This is a genomic window from Rathayibacter sp. VKM Ac-2927, from assembly GCF_022815525.1.
GTDB classification, from domain to species: Bacteria; Actinomycetota; Actinomycetes; order Actinomycetales; family Microbacteriaceae; genus Rathayibacter; species Rathayibacter festucae.
Window position 1 is genome coordinate 353,264 of record NZ_JALGRT010000001.1, and the last position, 13,888, is coordinate 367,151.

Genomic DNA, 13,888 nt, shown 5'->3' on the forward strand with positions numbered 1-13,888 from the left:
CTCGACCCGCTGACGCGAAGAAGGCCGCCCTCCCTCGGGAGCGGCGGCCTTCTCCTCGTTCTGCGTGCGGAGCGTCAGGCGCTGACGGAGGCGCTCACGCGTCCGCCGGCCCCGCGGGCGTCGCGCTTGCCGGCGACGTCCTTGCGCAGCTCCTTGGGGAGCGAGAACATCAGGTCCTCCTCGGCCGTCTTGACCTCCTCGACGTCGTCGTAGCCGGCGGCGGCGAGGTCGTCGAGCACCTCGCGGACGAGGACCTCGGGCACCGAGGCGCCGCTGGTGACGCCGACGGTGCGGATGCCGTCGAGCCACTCCTGCTTGATCTCGCTGGCGTAGTCGATCCGGTACGCGGCCTTCGCGCCGTACTCGAGCGCGACCTCGACGAGGCGGACCGAGTTCGAGGAGTTGGCCGAGCCGACCACGATGACCAGCTCGGCGTGCTCGGCGACCTTCTTGATCGCGACCTGGCGGTTCTGGGTGGCGTAGCAGATGTCGTCGCTCGGCGGGTTCTGCAGGTTCGGGAAGCGCTCGCGGAGGCGGCGCACCGTCTCCATCGTCTCGTCGACCGAGAGCGTGGTCTGCGAGAGCCAGACGACCTTGTCCGGGTCCTTCACCACGATGTTCGGGACGTCGTCGGGGCTGCCGACCAGGGTCACGTGATCGGGGGCCTCGCCCGCGGTGCCCTCGACCTCCTCGTGCCCCTCGTGGCCGATCAGGAGGATCTCGAAGTCGTCGCGTGCGAAGCGGACGGCCTCGCGGTGCACCTTGGTGACCAGCGGGCAGGTCGCGTCGATCGCCTGGAGGCCGCGGTCGGCCGCGCCCTGCACGACCGCCGGCGAGACGCCGTGCGCGCTGAAGACGATGTGCGAGCCCTCGGGGACCTCGTCGACCTCCTCGACGAAGATCGCGCCCTGGCTCTCGAGCGTGGAGACGACGTGCACGTTGTGCACGATCTGCTTGCGCACGTAGACGGGGGCGCCGTAGTGCTCGATGGCCTTCTCGACGGCGACGACCGCGCGGTCGACGCCGGCGCAGTAGCCGCGCGGGGCGGCGAGGAGCACCCGCTTGGCACCGTCGACGGGCTCGTCGCGCAGGCGCCCGGTAGCGCGGGGCATGCGCGGCATGGGCAGGCTGATCGGGGCTTCACTCACCCCGCGATTCTACGCGGTGCATCCTGTGCTCCCCGCGGAAGGGCCGGATCCGCTGACCGGCGGCCGGACGGGCCGCCTCGCGCCCGGCCCGGCGCCGCGGCCGCCGAGGTGTCGGAGGCATCCCGTACCGTTGTCGTCGCGGGTCCGCCGCCCGCTCCCCCGCCCGCCCGCTCCAGCGAAGGCACCGATGACAGACGCCCCTCCCACCGCCGATGCTCCCTGGCCGGTCGGTCTGCTCGCGAGCAAGATCAAGGGCTGGATCGAGCGCCTCGGCACCGCGTGGGTCGAGGGTGAGATCACGCAGTGGGGCGTCTCCGGCGGCAACGTCTACGGCAAGCTGAAGGACCTCTCCGGCGACGCCACCGTCGGCTTCACCGTCTGGTCCTCGGTCCGGGCCCGCCTCCCGGCGGACCTCAAGCAGGGCGACCGGGTGATCGCGCTGGTCAAGCCGAACTACTGGGTCAAGGGCGGCACGCTCTCGATGCAGGTGTTCGAGATGCGGCACGTCGGGCTCGGCGATCTGCTCGAGAAGCTCGAGCGGCTGCGCCGGCAGCTCGCCTCGGAGGGGCTGTTCGAGCCGGCGCGCAAGCAGCGGCTGCCCTTCCTTCCGCACGGGATCGGCCTGATCACCGGCAAGGACTCCGACGCCGAGAAGGACGTCCTCCGCAACGCCCAGCTGCGCTGGCCGGCCGTCCGCTTCCGCGTCGTGCACGCCGCCGTGCAGGGCGAGCGCACGGTGTCCGAGGTGACCTCGGCCCTGCGCACGCTCGACGCCGACGCGAGCATCGACGTGATCGTGATCGCCCGCGGCGGCGGCGACTTCCAGAACCTGCTCGGCTTCAGCGACGAGTCCCTCGTGCGGGCGGTCGCGGCCTGCACCACCCCCGTGGTCAGCGCGATCGGGCACGAGGCGGACCGCCCGCTGCTCGACGACGTCGCGGACCTCCGCGCGTCCACCCCGACCGACGCGGCGAAGCGGGTCGTCCCGGACGTCTCCGACGAGCTGCTCCGGGTGCAGCAGGCGCGGCTGCGGATGACCACCCGCGTCAGCGGGCTCGTCTCGCACGAGATCGACCGCCTGTCGCAGCTGCGCTCGCGGCCGGTCCTGGCCCAGCCTCGCGTCCTGGTCGACCAGCGCTCCGAGGAGCTGACCCGCTGGGTCGCCCGCGGCGCCGAGCTGGTCGAGCGGCGGATCGAGCGCGCCCACCTCGAGGTCGAGCGCCTGCACGGCCACCTCCGCGCGCTGTCGCCGCAGCACACCCTCGACCGCGGCTACGCGATCGTGCAGAACGGCAACGGTCACGTGGTCCGCACCCCGCAGGACGCGGCCGAGGGCGAGGCGCTCGTGCTCACCCTCGCCGAGGGCGCCGTCGCCGCCCGCTCGACAGGGCCCGCCGCCGATCCCGCCGGCCGCGGCTGACCCGTCCCGCTCCCACCCGCCCGCGCCCTCCTCGCAGCCCCGATCGATAGGATCACCCCCATGGCCGACGCCCGCACCGACTCCCCCGCCGTGCCGTCGAGCGACCCCGTCCCGACCCGCGAGACCGACGTCTCCGGCTTCAGCTACGAGCAGGCGCGCGACGAGCTCGTCCGCGTCGTCTCCGAGCTCGAGCAGGGCAGCTCCACCCTCGAGCGCTCGCTCGCCCTCTGGGAGCGCGGCGAGGCGCTCGCGGCCCGCTGCGAGGAGTGGCTGATCGGTGCCCGCGCTCGGCTCGACGCCGCCCGCTCAGGCGGATCGGCCGCCGGCGGATCGAGCGCCGGATGAGCCGCGAGAAGCCGCCGCGCGTCGTCGCCGAGCTCGGCCGTCCCGAGACGGCCGCCGAGACCGCGGCCCGCAAGGCCGAGAACTCCCGGCTCTACCGCCAGCGCAAGACCGTCAACAACCTCGTCTTCTCGCTGCTCGCGACCGTCGGCGCCGTGGCGCTGATCGTGCTGATCGTCCCGCGCGGCGAGGGCACCGTCCGCGACCCGGTGGACGTGCCGGCGGTCGCCGCCCAGTTCCAGCTCGGCGAGAGCGAGACGCTCGCCGCGCCCGACATGCCCGACTCCTGGTCCTCGAACGCGGCCGAGCTGCGCGAGGACGGCGGGGTCGAGTACTGGTACGTCGGCCTGATCACGCCCAAGAGCGGCTACATCGGCGTCAGCCAGGGCTTCGACGCCGACGAGCGCTGGGTCTCCGGCCAGCTCGACAGCGCCGCGGCGACCGGCGTCGAGCAGATCGACGGCCGCGAGTGGACGGTCTACGACCACCGCGACGGTGCCAGCGAGACCGGCAACAGCCCCTACGCTCTCGAGACGACGGCCGGTGGCAGCACCTACCTCGTCTACGGCACGGCGCCGACGGACGAGATCCGCCAGGTCGTCGACGCCATCACCCCGCAGATCGGCCAGGAGGAGTCCCGTTGAGCTTCGATCCGTCGAGTCCCCAGCACGAGGTCCCGCAGAGCATCGTCGTCGCGCGCGAATCGCGCCCGCCGTCGTGGGTCTGGAAGGAGATGCTGCGCGGCAACCAGCGCTTCGTCGCCGGCGAGCCCCGCCACCCCCGCCAGGACGTCGAGCGCCGCAACGAGCTCGCCGCCGAGCAGAAGCCGCTCGCCGCGCTCTTCGGCTGCAGCGACTCGCGCCTTGCAGCCGAGATCATCTTCGACCTCGGCCTCGGCGACCTCTTCGTGGTCCGCAACGCCGGCCAGGTCATCGCCGATTCGATCATCGGCTCCCTCGAGTACGGCGTCGCCGTGCTCGGCGTGAAGCTGATCCTCGTCCTCGGCCACGACGAGTGCGGAGCGGTCAAGGCCGCGATCCAGTCGCAGGCGCCCGACGCCGAGCGCCTCCCGCCGCACATCGAGCACCTGATCGAGCCGATCATCCCGGCCGTCCGCCGCATCGTCGGCCCGCAGCCCGACGGCCGCGTGCTCGTCGACCCGTCGACGACCGACGCCCTCGCGGTCGGCCGCGAGCACCTCCGCGACACCGTCGCCGAGCTGCTGCAGCGCTCCCCGCTCATCGCCGACGCGGTCGCCGCGGGAGAGCTCGCGGTCGTCGGCGCCAACTACCGCCTCGCCGACGGCACCGTCGACTCCGACGTGGTCCTCGGCATCGATCCGCCGCAGATGAGCCCGTACCGCTCGGAGCAGGAGCGCACCTCCAGCCCCCTGCAGAGCGTGTCGGGCCCCGACGCGACCGCTCCGGCCGCCGAGCAGCCGACCACCGACCTCCTCTCACCGAACCGATGAACCGAACAGAACAGGACGAACACAGCGTGGTGGACACCTCCCCGACCAACTCCGGCGCCGACGACGCCTTCCGCATCGAGCACGACACGATGGGCGAGGTCCGCGTCCCGCGCGACGCGCTCTACGCCGCGCAGACGCAGCGCGCGGTCGAGAACTTCCCGATCTCCGGCGCCGGCCTCGAGCCCGCCCAGATCGCGGCCCTCGCCCGGATCAAGAAGGCCGCGGCCCTCGTCAACGCCGATCTCGGCGTGCTCGACGGCGAGATCGCCCGCTCCATCGCCGACGCGGCCGACCTCGTCGTCGGCGGCGGCTACGGCGAGCACTTCCCGATCGACGTCTATCAGACCGGCTCCGGCACGTCGTCGAACATGAACATGAACGAGGTGCTCGCCACCCTCGCGACGACCGCGCTCGGCCGCGCGGTGCACCCGAACGACCACGTCAACGCCTCGCAGTCCTCGAACGACGTCTTCCCGACCTCGGTGCACGTCGCCGTGACCGGCGCGCTGATCCAGGACCTGGTGCCCTCGCTCGAGCACCTGGCCGAGGCCCTCGAGACCAAGGCCGAGCTGTGGGCCGAGGTCGTCAAGGCCGGCCGCACCCACCTGATGGACGCGACGCCCGTCACCCTCGGCCAGGAGTTCGGCGGCTACGCGGCGCAGATCCGCCTCGGCATCGAGCGCGTGCAGTCCGCCCTCCCCCGGGTCGCGGAGGTCCCGCTCGGCGGCACCGCCGTCGGCACCGGCATCAACACGCCCGCCGGCTTCCCGGCGAAGGTCATCGCCCGCCTCGCGGAGGAGACCGGCCTGCCCGTCACCGAGGCGCGCAACCACTTCGAGGCGCAGGGCGCCCGCGACTCGCTCGTCGAGGCGTCCGGCGCGCTCCGCGTGCTCGCCGTCAGCCTCACCAAGATCAACAACGACCTGCGCTGGATGGGCTCCGGCCCGAACACCGGTCTCGGCGAGCTGAGCATCCCGGACCTCCAGCCCGGCTCGTCGATCATGCCCGGCAAGGTGAACCCGGTGATCCCGGAGGCGGTCCTGATGGTCTGCGCCCGCGTGATCGGCAACGACGCGACGATCGCCTGGGCCGGAGCCTCGGGAGCCTTCGAGCTGAACGTCGCCATCCCGGTGATGGGCACGGCGCTGCTGGAGTCGATCCGCCTGCTCACCGCCTCGGCCACGCTGCTCGCCGACAAGACCATCGACGGCCTCGAGGCCAACGTCGAGCACGCGCGAGCTCTCGCCGAGTCCTCGCCCTCGATCGTCACGCCGCTGAACAAGGTGATCGGCTACGAGGCCGCCGCCAAGGTCGCGAAGAACTCGGTCGCGAAGGGCATCACCGTCCGCGAGTCCGTCGTCGACCTCGGCTTCGTCGAGCGCGGCGAGGTGACGGAGTCGCAGCTCGACAGCGCCCTCGACGTCATGTCGATGACCCACCCGGGCTGAGCCCCGCTCTCATGCTGGTCGAGTAGCGCCGCACGCGCGTATCGAGACCCCCACTCCAGACAACGGTGGATCTCGATACGCCCGCTCCGCGGGCTGCTCGATCAACATGGACCGGGCCGCCGCCGTGGGACGGGCGCCCACACCATGCTGGTCGAGTAGCGCCGCAGGCGCGTATCGAGACCCACCGCGGCCAGGACGTCGGCCGTCAGCGCGCGGCCGGCCGCCGCGCCCACGACGGCGCGCGCTCGGGTCGAGGACCGATGCCGACCAGTGCCGCCGGCACGACGGCGAGCCCGGGCAGCAGCCGGAGCAGCACCGCGAGCGCGGTCGGCGGTCCCGAGAGCCGCCCGTTCAGCGCCGGCAGGATCAGCCTCGCGTGCAGGACCCGCTGCAGCGACTGGATCAGCATCGCGGGCAGCGCGCGCCGGCGCTGCACCCGCGCGAGCACGCGGTCGGCCGTTGCCGTCCGCAGCACACCGCGGCGCAGCGGCCCGGCCAGCAGCCGCGCGGCCGCCACCGCGTCCTGCACGGCCAGGTTGATGCCGACGCCGCCCACCGGCGACATCGCGTGCGCCGCGTCGCCGAGGCAGAGCACCCCTGGAGCGTGCCAGCGCGGCAGCCGCTCGAGCCGGACGTCGAGGTGCTTCACGTCGTCCATCGACGCGATCCCCGCCACGTCCTCGGCGACCTCGGGGAGCAGATCGGCCGCCTCCACCCGGAACGCCTCGATCCCCCGCTCCCGCACCGCCGCGTCGGTGCCTTTGAGCCCCAGCCGCGCGATCTGCAGGTAGCCGTCGCGCGGGATCGCGATCGACACCCGCCCGCGCCCGATCCGCGGCAGGAGCGACTCGCCCACGGCCCGCGCGGTCGGCAGGCGGTACCACCAGACGTCGAAGCCGACCGCCAGCGACCGCACGGGCAGTCCGGACGAGCGGCGCACGGCCGACCAGCGCCCGTCGCAGGCGACCGTCAGATCGGCGAGCAGGCGCCCCTCCCCGGCCGGCGACCGGTACTCGACGCCGACGACCCGCCCGCCCTCGCGGACGACGCCGGTCACCTCGTGCTCGGTGAGGAGCGTGAAGCAGCGCTCGGCCTGCGCCGCCTCGGCGACCAGGGCCAGCAGGTCCCACTGCGGCACCATCGCGACGTACGGGTGGCGCACCGGCAGCCGCGCGAAGTCCGCGATCACCACGTCGCGCCCGTCGCGGCCGGGGATCGTCACCCGCTCCACCCGCGAGTGCCGGATCGCCTCGAAGCGGTCGAGGAGCCCGAGGTCCTCGAGCAGCCCGAGCGTCGTCGGATGCACCGTGTCGCCGCGGAAGTCGCGGAGGAAGTCGGCGTGCTTCTCCAGCACCGTCACCGCGACGCCGGCCCGCGCCAGCAGCAGACCGAGCACCAGGCCCGCCGGCCCGCCGCCCACGATCGCGCAGGTCGTCCCCCGCTGCAGGGCCGCGCTCCCACCGTCCACCCCGTCGTCTCCGTCGCCGTCCGCCACGTCGGCCTCCTCGCTCGGCACCCGGTCTACACCTCCGCGGCCGTGCGGACCAGCGTCCGAGGCTCGCCTGTCACGCCCCGACGATGACGATCCAGAACGCGGCGAGCTGGAACGGCCCGAACGGGATCCGCTCGCCCCCGCCCCGCAGCGCCGACGGCAGACTCCACGCCCCGGCCAGGACGAACGCGAGCACCGGCGCCAGGAGGGCGAGCGCCGGATCGATCGCCGCGAGCGGGAGCGCCAGCCCCGTCCCCAGCTTCACGTCGCCCCGGCCGAGCCCACCTGCGAGGTGCAGCAGTCCGAGCACGAGAGCCGTCGCGAGCACGGCGGGCAGCTCCCCCGACACCCGCGCCGAGAGCACCCCGCCGACCATCGACACGAGCCCGACCAGCAGGATCGGCACCGTCAGCGCGTTCGGCAGCCGCCGCTCGCGCACGTCCGCGACCACGAGCGGCACGGTCGCCGCAGCGACGACGAGGACGACGATCGCCGCGAGCCCCTCGACCCGCGCGAGCCCGATCGCGCCGAGCAGAAGCGCGCCGACGAGCGCCGCCGAGAGGTCCTGGAGCCGGTGCATCCGGAGACTGTAGGGCCGATCACCCCGTGCCCGCCGGAGTTCTCCACAGGCGATGCCGGACGTCCGCCCGTCACTCCCGCGGCGGCACCGACCCGAGCAGCGCGTTCGCGAAGAGCCCGTGCGCGGACTCGTCGTCGGAGGGGTGGAAGAGCCCGGCGAGCACGTCGCGGTAGAGCCGGGAGAGCTCGGAGTCGCGGCGGTAGGACGAGCCGCCCGAGACGCGGACGGCGCTCTCGACGATGCGCAGTGCCGCCTCGGTGGTGCGGATCTTCACGCCGACGAGCGACGGGAACCAGGCCGCCCCGCGCTCGACCAGGGCGTCGACGTCGGCCGCCGCGCTCGCGAGCGGTGCCCGGAGTCCGTCGAGCAGGATCGCGGCGTCGGCGAGGCGCCAGCGGATGTCCGGGTCCTCGGAGAGTAGCCGCCCGCCGGCCCGGAGCGACGTCCGCTTCCGCGCCGACGCCACGCCGAGCTCGAGGGCGCGCTGGGCCACCCCGAGGTAGACCGAGGCGATCAGCAGCTCGAAGTCGGCGAAGATCGCGAAGACCAGCGGGTCGGCGGTCGGGCCGACGGGCAGCGAGCGGAACATCCGCGCGGCCGGCACCTCGACGCCGTCGAGCACCGTGGTCCGGCTCTGCGTCGCGCGCATGCCGAGGGTGTCCCAGTCGTCGTGCACAGTGAGCCCCGGCACCGGCGCGTCCGGCGACGGCCGGTCGACGAAGCCGTGCACGAGCCGCGGCTCCGGCCCGCTGTCGTCGCGGCCGAAGACGCCGAGCCGGGTCCAGGCCGGCGAGAGCGAGGTGAAGATCTTGGTTCCGGTGAAGCGGTAGCCGCCGTCGCCGAGCGGCTCCGCGCGGGTGAGCGAGTCGGAGAGCACGAGGTCGTTGCCGGGCTCGCTGTTGCCGAAGGCGAAGACGTGCCCGGCCGCCGCGTCGACCAGCACGTGCTCGAGCGAGGCGTCGCTGCGGGCGCGCAGAGCCTTCGCGATGCCGGTCCAGACCAGGTGCATCGTGGTCGCGAGCGCGGTCGCGGGAGCGGCCGTCGCCAGCCGGGTGTGCTCGGCCGTGGCCTGCTCGAGACCGAGGCCGCCGCCGCCGAGCTCCGCCGGGACGAGCATCGTCAGATACCCGGCGGCCTTCAGCTCCTCGAGGTCCTCGGTGAAGAAGACGTTGCGCGCGTCGTAGTCGGCCGCGCGGAGGCGGAAGCGCTCGAGGAGCGCGTCGTCGAGGATGCTCACCCGCCCCACGGTACGCGCCGCAGCCCCCCCGCACGTCGGCCTTCGAGCACCTCCGGCACGCGGAACGACCTCCGGCTCACGGGAACAGGTCGATCCGGCGAGCCGGGACCGGTTCCGCGAGCCGGAGGCCGCTCAGACGCGAGCCGCCGGCGGGGAGGACTCAGGCCGACTCGTTCGACTCCAGCATCTCGGTGACCAGCGCCGCGATCGCCGACCGCTCGGAGCGGGTCAGTGTCACGTGCGCGAACAGCGGGTGCCCCTTCAGCGTCTCGATCACCGAGGCGACGCCGTCGTAGCGGCCGACGCGCAGGTTGTCGCGCTGGGCGACGTCGTGGGTGAGCACCACCCGCGAGTTCTGGCCGACCCGCGACAGCACCGTCAGCAGCACGTTGCGCTCGAGCGACTGCGCCTCGTCGACGATCACGAAGGCGTCGTGCAGCGAGCGCCCCCGGATGTGCGTCAGAGGCAGCACCTCGAGCATCCCGCGCTCGATCACCTCGTCGAGCACGTTCTGCGAGACCAGCGCGCCGAGGGTGTCGAAGACCGCCTGCGCCCAGGGGTTCATCTTCTCGGCGGCGTCGCCGGGCAGGAAGCCGAGGTCCTGGCCGCCGACCGCGTAGAGCGGCCGGAACACCATGATCTTCTTGTGCTGGCGCTTCTCCAGCACCGCCTCGAGCCCCGCGCAGAGCGCGAGCGCCGACTTGCCGGTGCCGGCCCGGCCGCCGAGCGAGACGATGCCCACCTCCTGGTCGAGCAGCAGGTCGATCGCGAGCCGCTGCTCCGCGGAGCGGCCGTGCAGCCCGAAGACGTCCTTGTCGCCGCGCACCAGCGTGATCTGGCGCTTGCCGGTCACCCGGGCGAGCGCGGAGCCGCGATCCGAGTGCACGACCAAGCCGGTGTTGATCGGGATGTCGGCGACCTCGTCGGTGAACAGCCGCTCGCGGTCGTAGAGCTCGCTCATCTGGTCGCCCTGGAGGGTGACGTCGTCCATGCCCGTCCAGCCCGACTCGGGGGCGAGCTCGGCGAGGTACTCCTCGGCGGCGAGGCCGATCGACGCGGCCTTCACGCGCATCGGCATGTCCTTCGACACGACGGTGACGAGGGCGCCCTCGCTCTGCAGGTTCATCGCCACGGCGAGGATCCGCGAGTCGTTGTCGCCGAGCTGCAGCCCGCTGGGCAGCACCGACATGTTCGAGTGGTTCAGCTCGACGCGGAGGGTCCCGCCTCGGCCGACCCGGATCGGGAAGTCCAGCCGCTCGTGCTTGACCCGCAGCTCGTCGAGGTGCCGCAGCGCCTGGCGGGCGAAGTAGCCGATCTCGGGGTCGTTGCGCTTGCCCTCGAGCTCGCTGATCACGACGATCGGCAGGACGACGGCGTGCTCCGCGAAGCGGAACATCGAGGAGGGATCCGACAGCAGCACCGAGGTGTCGAGGACGTAGGTGCGCTGGAGCTGCTCGGTGCGATCCGAGGAGCCGTGCTGCGCGCGGCGTTCGACCGCGCCCTGCGTGCCGTTCTGCGGATCCGTACCCTGGGGAACTGTCACGTCGACTCTCCACATTCCGGGGGCCGGAGCCCCCGACTCACTTCAGAGGATTCGAGTCGGCCGGTGGTGCGTCTCGGCACCGCGCAGTTCCTTCACTGGCAGTCATCGAGTCGTACTTGTGTGGCCGACTCGACCAGGTGCGTCACCTGATGATCCGAACCTAATCCCGGAAATGACAGCCGTGTGGTTCTTGCCGAGACGAACGTGTAACGGCTATGTGAACAGCGCGCGCGGGAGGGCAGCTCAGCTGCCGAACCGGCGGTGCCGGCCGGCGTAGTCGCGCAGCGCCCGGAGGAAGTCGACCTCGCGGATGTCGGGGCCGAGCGCCTCCATGAAGTAGAACTCGCTGTGCGCGCTCTGCCAGAGCATGAAGTCGGAGAGGCGCTGCTCGCCCGAGGTGCGGATCACCAGATCCGGGTCGGGCTGACCGCTTGTGTAGAGGTGCTCGCCGATCAGCTCGGGGGTGAGCAGGCCCGCGACGTCCTCGATCGAGGAGCCGCGCTTGCCGTGCTCGTCGAGGATGCTGCGGACCGCCTGCGCGATCTCGTGGCGGCCGCCGTAGCCGACCGCGAGGTTGATGTGCAGGCCGGTGTGCGCGGCGGTGCGCTCCTCCGCGCGGTCGAGAGCCGAGACGAGCGACTCCGGCAGCCCGTCGTCCGAGCCCACGTGCTGCACCCGCCACTCGGGCTGCTGCGAGACCTCCTCGGCGAGGTCGGCGATGATCGCGATCAGCTCGGTGAGCTCGGAGCTCTCCCGGCCGACCAGGTTGTCCTGCGAGAGCAGGTAGAGGGTGACGTGCCGGATGCCGAGCTCGTCGCACCACTGCAGGAACTCGTGCACCTTCGCCGCGCCCGCGCGGTGGCCGTGCGCGGCCGTCTCCAGCGCGCGCTGGCGTGCCCAGCGGCGGTTGCCGTCGATGATCATCGCGACGTGGTTCGGCAGCGCGGCGCCCTCGAGACTCGAGCGCAGCCGCTTCTTGTAGACGCCGTAGAGCAGGTCGCTCCCCACGGGCAGTCTCGGCTTCGGCACGGTGCCACGGTAGTCGAAACCGCGGCCCGGTACCGGACCACGGCTGTTCCCCCGTTCGAGCAGGCTCTCCCGGTCGCCCTGCGGCGGCGGGTCGTATCCTCGTCCGTATGAGCCACCGGCCGACCTCCCCCACGCCCGATCCGGATGCGCGCGCCCTGGCGGAGGACGACGCGGCCGGCCCCTCGCTCCCCGCCCTTCCGCTCGTCGAGGACGAGATCGAGCACGGCCCGGCGACGGAGGCGCGACCGACCTGGCGCGGCTGGATCCACGCCGGACTGTTCCCGGTCGCGATCGTCGCGGGCATCGTCCTGGTCAGCGTCGCCGACGGCGCACCGGCGAAGTGGGCCGCGACCGTGTTCGCCGTCTCGTCGCTGCTGCTCTTCGGCAACTCGGCGCTCTACCACCGCTTCGACTGGTCGCCGCGGACCAAGATGATCCTCAAGCGGATCGACCACGCGAACATCTTCCTGCTGATCGCCGGCACCTACACGCCGCTCGCCGCTCTCGCCCTGCCGCCCGCGCAGGGCTCGCTGCTTCTCGTGCTGGTCTGGGCGGGGGCGCTGCTCGGGATCGGCTTCCGGGTGTTCTGGATCTCCGCGCCGCGCTGGCTCTACGTGCCGCTCTACCTGCTGCTGGGCTGGGCGGCGGTGATGTACCTCGGCCCGCTGTTCGAGGCGAGCGCGGCGATGATGGTGCTCGTGCTGGTCGGCGGCCTCTGCTACTCCGTCGGCGCGGTCATCTACGGGATCAAGCGGCCGAACCCGGTGCCCGGGGTCTTCGGCTTCCACGAGATCTTCCACGCGCTGACCGCGGTGGCGTTCCTCTGCCACTGGACGGCGGCGCTGATCGTCTGCCTGCACCCGACCTACAACGTCGGCTGACCGCCGGGCGCGTCGGCGCACCGCGCTCGGCGTCCGGGCGTCAGCGTCCGGACGGGGCGTCCTCCGCGCGCTCGCGCTCCTCGGAGTCGAGCTGCTCGTTGACCTGGGCGCGGTAGGTCGTCCGGCGGACGCGGCGGACCATGTCGAGCGCGAGGAACACGGCGGCGAGCGCGATCACGAACATCGTGATGAAGCCGAACAGGCCGGGCGTCACCGTGTCCTCGTTGAACTCCGGCGCGGTCGTCGGCACCGGCGTGGCCTCGGCGGCGCGGATCAGGGCGACGTGGGCGGCCTCGAGCACGGTCGCGGCGATCATGCGGACTGCTCCTCGGAGGCGGGGGCGGCGAGGGCGGCGTCATCCGGCAGCGCGACATCGATCCCGGCGAAGAGGTCGGTCTCCGGCGTCGGCGCGTCGACCCGGCTCTGCACGAGCTGGAAGTCGTCGGTCGGCCACGCGGCGTCGATCGCCGAGTGCGGGAGGAAGAAGAACTTGTTGTCCGGCGCGACCTGGCTCGCGTGCGCCAGCAGGGCGGCGTCGCGGCGGTCGTGGAAGCCGGAGACGACGATCTTCGTGGTGGCGAGGTAGGGCGTCTCCTCGTTCCAGCGCTTCATCTCCTCGAAGGCCGCGAGCAGCGGGTCCTCCGGGTCGATCGCGCGGATGTGCTCGGCGATGGCGCGCAGCTTCTGCGAGCTGAACACGCGGTCGTAGTAGAGCTTCGAGACCGACCAGGCGGCGCCGGTGCCGGGGTACTCGTCGGCCTCGCCCGCGGCGCGGAACGCCTCGACCGCGACCTGGTGCGCCCGGATGTGGTCCGGGTGCGGGTAGCCGCCGTTCTCGTCGTAGCTGATGATCACGTGCGGGCGGAACCGGCGGACGAGGCGCACCAGCGGTGCCGACGCGGTCGGCAGCGGCAGGCCGGCGAAGGAGTCCGCGGCGACGGCGCCGTCCTCGGGCATCCCGGAGTCGACGAAGCCCAGCCAGGCGTGCTCGATGCCGAGCGCGCGCTGCGCGGCGGCCATCTCGTAGCGGCGCAGGCCGCCCATGTCGCGCTCGGCGTGCGCGCGGGCGCCGAGCGCCTCGTTCAGAACGGAGCCGGCCTCGCCGCCGGTGCAGGAGACGACCATGACCTCGGCACCGCGGGCGGCGTAGGAGGCGAGGGTCGCGGCGCCCTTGCTGGACTCGTCGTCCGGGTGGGCGTGCACGGCGAGCAGGCGCGGGACCTCGCGCGGCGCCACAGCGGCAGGCGCCTCTGAATCTGCGGAGACCTGGACGGCCTGGGACACGATCGCTCGATTC

At 72.8% G+C, this 13,888-nt stretch carries 13 protein-coding genes and 1 pseudogene; 6 read left to right on the forward strand and 8 right to left on the reverse strand.

Going from position 1 to position 13,888, the window contains the following annotated elements:
- Positions 1 to 74 precede the first annotated feature (74 nt).
- A complete protein-coding gene (locus tag MT353_RS01635) occupies positions 75 to 1,121 on the reverse strand; it encodes a 4-hydroxy-3-methylbut-2-enyl diphosphate reductase (protein WP_243623765.1) in 1,047 nt (348 codons plus the stop codon).
- A gap of 214 nt (positions 1,122 to 1,335) precedes the next feature.
- Between MT353_RS01635 and xseA the strand changes: the two genes are divergently transcribed.
- From xseA to MT353_RS01660, 5 genes and pseudogenes are all read left to right on the forward strand, one after another.
- A complete protein-coding gene (gene xseA, locus MT353_RS01640; protein ID WP_243598901.1) occupies positions 1,336 to 2,568 on the forward strand; it encodes an exodeoxyribonuclease VII large subunit in 1,233 nt (410 codons plus the stop codon).
- Between the two features lie 60 nt (positions 2,569 to 2,628).
- Positions 2,629 to 2,913 (forward strand): exodeoxyribonuclease VII small subunit, encoded by a 285-nt coding sequence (locus tag MT353_RS01645; protein WP_243586462.1) that lies wholly within the window; start codon positions 2,629 to 2,631, stop codon positions 2,911 to 2,913.
- A complete protein-coding gene (locus tag MT353_RS01650; protein ID WP_243623461.1) occupies positions 2,910 to 3,554 on the forward strand; it encodes a DUF4245 domain-containing protein in 645 nt (214 codons plus the stop codon). The genes MT353_RS01645 and MT353_RS01650 overlap by 4 nt, the downstream gene beginning before the upstream one ends.
- Positions 3,555 to 3,643: 89 nt before the next feature.
- Positions 3,644 to 4,249 (forward strand): annotated as a pseudogene (locus MT353_RS01655) (carbonic anhydrase); the annotation flags it as partial.
- 158 nt (positions 4,250 to 4,407) lie between these two features.
- Entirely contained in the window at positions 4,408 to 5,829 is a 1,422-nt protein-coding gene (locus MT353_RS01660) for an aspartate ammonia-lyase (RefSeq protein ID WP_243623462.1), read from the forward strand.
- Between the two features lie 205 nt (positions 5,830 to 6,034).
- Here the strand turns inward: MT353_RS01660 and MT353_RS01665 are convergent, their stop codons facing one another.
- The 5 genes from MT353_RS01665 to MT353_RS01685 form a co-directional block, all read right to left on the reverse strand.
- Positions 6,035 to 7,324 (reverse strand): FAD-dependent oxidoreductase, encoded by a 1,290-nt coding sequence (locus MT353_RS01665; RefSeq protein ID WP_243623463.1) that lies wholly within the window; start codon positions 7,322 to 7,324, stop codon positions 6,035 to 6,037.
- A 70-nt stretch (positions 7,325 to 7,394) separates the two neighbouring features.
- Entirely contained in the window at positions 7,395 to 7,901 is a 507-nt protein-coding gene (locus MT353_RS01670; protein ID WP_243623464.1) for a prepilin peptidase, read from the reverse strand.
- Positions 7,902 to 7,971: 70 nt separating this feature from the next.
- Positions 7,972 to 9,147 carry an acyl-CoA dehydrogenase family protein gene (locus MT353_RS01675; RefSeq protein ID WP_243623465.1) on the reverse strand — a complete coding sequence of 392 codons (1,176 nt, stop codon included), beginning with the start codon at positions 9,145 to 9,147 and terminating at the stop codon, positions 7,972 to 7,974.
- A gap of 151 nt (positions 9,148 to 9,298) precedes the next feature.
- Positions 9,299 to 10,696, reverse strand: coding sequence for a PhoH family protein (locus MT353_RS01680; protein ID WP_374204680.1), 1,398 nt, complete (start codon positions 10,694 to 10,696; stop codon positions 9,299 to 9,301).
- A gap of 228 nt (positions 10,697 to 10,924) precedes the next feature.
- A complete protein-coding gene (locus MT353_RS01685; protein ID WP_123445415.1) occupies positions 10,925 to 11,710 on the reverse strand; it encodes an isoprenyl transferase in 786 nt (261 codons plus the stop codon).
- A 107-nt stretch (positions 11,711 to 11,817) separates the two neighbouring features.
- Between MT353_RS01685 and MT353_RS01690 the strand changes: the two genes are divergently transcribed.
- Positions 11,818 to 12,591 carry a hemolysin III family protein gene (locus MT353_RS01690; RefSeq protein ID WP_127886137.1) on the forward strand — a complete coding sequence of 258 codons (774 nt, stop codon included), beginning with the start codon at positions 11,818 to 11,820 and terminating at the stop codon, positions 12,589 to 12,591.
- 40 nt (positions 12,592 to 12,631) lie between these two features.
- Here MT353_RS01690 and MT353_RS01695 read toward each other — a convergent pair whose 3' ends face one another.
- Together MT353_RS01695 and mca are read right to left on the reverse strand one after the other, a co-directional pair.
- Entirely contained in the window at positions 12,632 to 12,907 is a 276-nt protein-coding gene (locus MT353_RS01695) for a hypothetical protein (RefSeq protein WP_123735280.1), read from the reverse strand.
- Positions 12,904 to 13,827 carry a mycothiol conjugate amidase Mca gene (mca, locus tag MT353_RS01700; RefSeq protein WP_243598891.1) on the reverse strand — a complete coding sequence of 308 codons (924 nt, stop codon included), beginning with the start codon at positions 13,825 to 13,827 and terminating at the stop codon, positions 12,904 to 12,906. The genes MT353_RS01695 and mca overlap by 4 nt, the downstream gene beginning before the upstream one ends.
- Positions 13,828 to 13,888 lie beyond the last annotated feature (61 nt).

Excerpts from the sequence above, each read along its gene's own strand:
- MT353_RS01635 (WP_243623765.1), bottom strand. The coding sequence starts at position 1,121 with ATGCCGCGCATGCCCCGCGCTACCGGGCGCCTGCGCGACGAGCCCGTC.
- xseA (WP_243598901.1), top strand. The coding sequence starts at position 1,336 with ATGACAGACGCCCCTCCCACCGCCGATGCTCCCTGGCCGGTCGGTCTG.
- MT353_RS01645 (WP_243586462.1), top strand. The coding sequence starts at position 2,629 with ATGGCCGACGCCCGCACCGACTCCCCCGCCGTGCCGTCGAGCGACCCC.
- MT353_RS01650 (WP_243623461.1), top strand. The coding sequence starts at position 2,910 with ATGAGCCGCGAGAAGCCGCCGCGCGTCGTCGCCGAGCTCGGCCGTCCC.
- MT353_RS01670 (WP_243623464.1), bottom strand. The coding sequence starts at position 7,901 with ATGCACCGGCTCCAGGACCTCTCGGCGGCGCTCGTCGGCGCGCTTCTG.
- MT353_RS01680 (WP_374204680.1), bottom strand. The coding sequence starts at position 10,696 with ATGTGGAGAGTCGACGTGACAGTTCCCCAGGGTACGGATCCGCAGAAC.
- MT353_RS01690 (WP_127886137.1), top strand. The coding sequence starts at position 11,818 with ATGAGCCACCGGCCGACCTCCCCCACGCCCGATCCGGATGCGCGCGCC.
- MT353_RS01695 (WP_123735280.1), bottom strand. The coding sequence starts at position 12,907 with ATGATCGCCGCGACCGTGCTCGAGGCCGCCCACGTCGCCCTGATCCGC.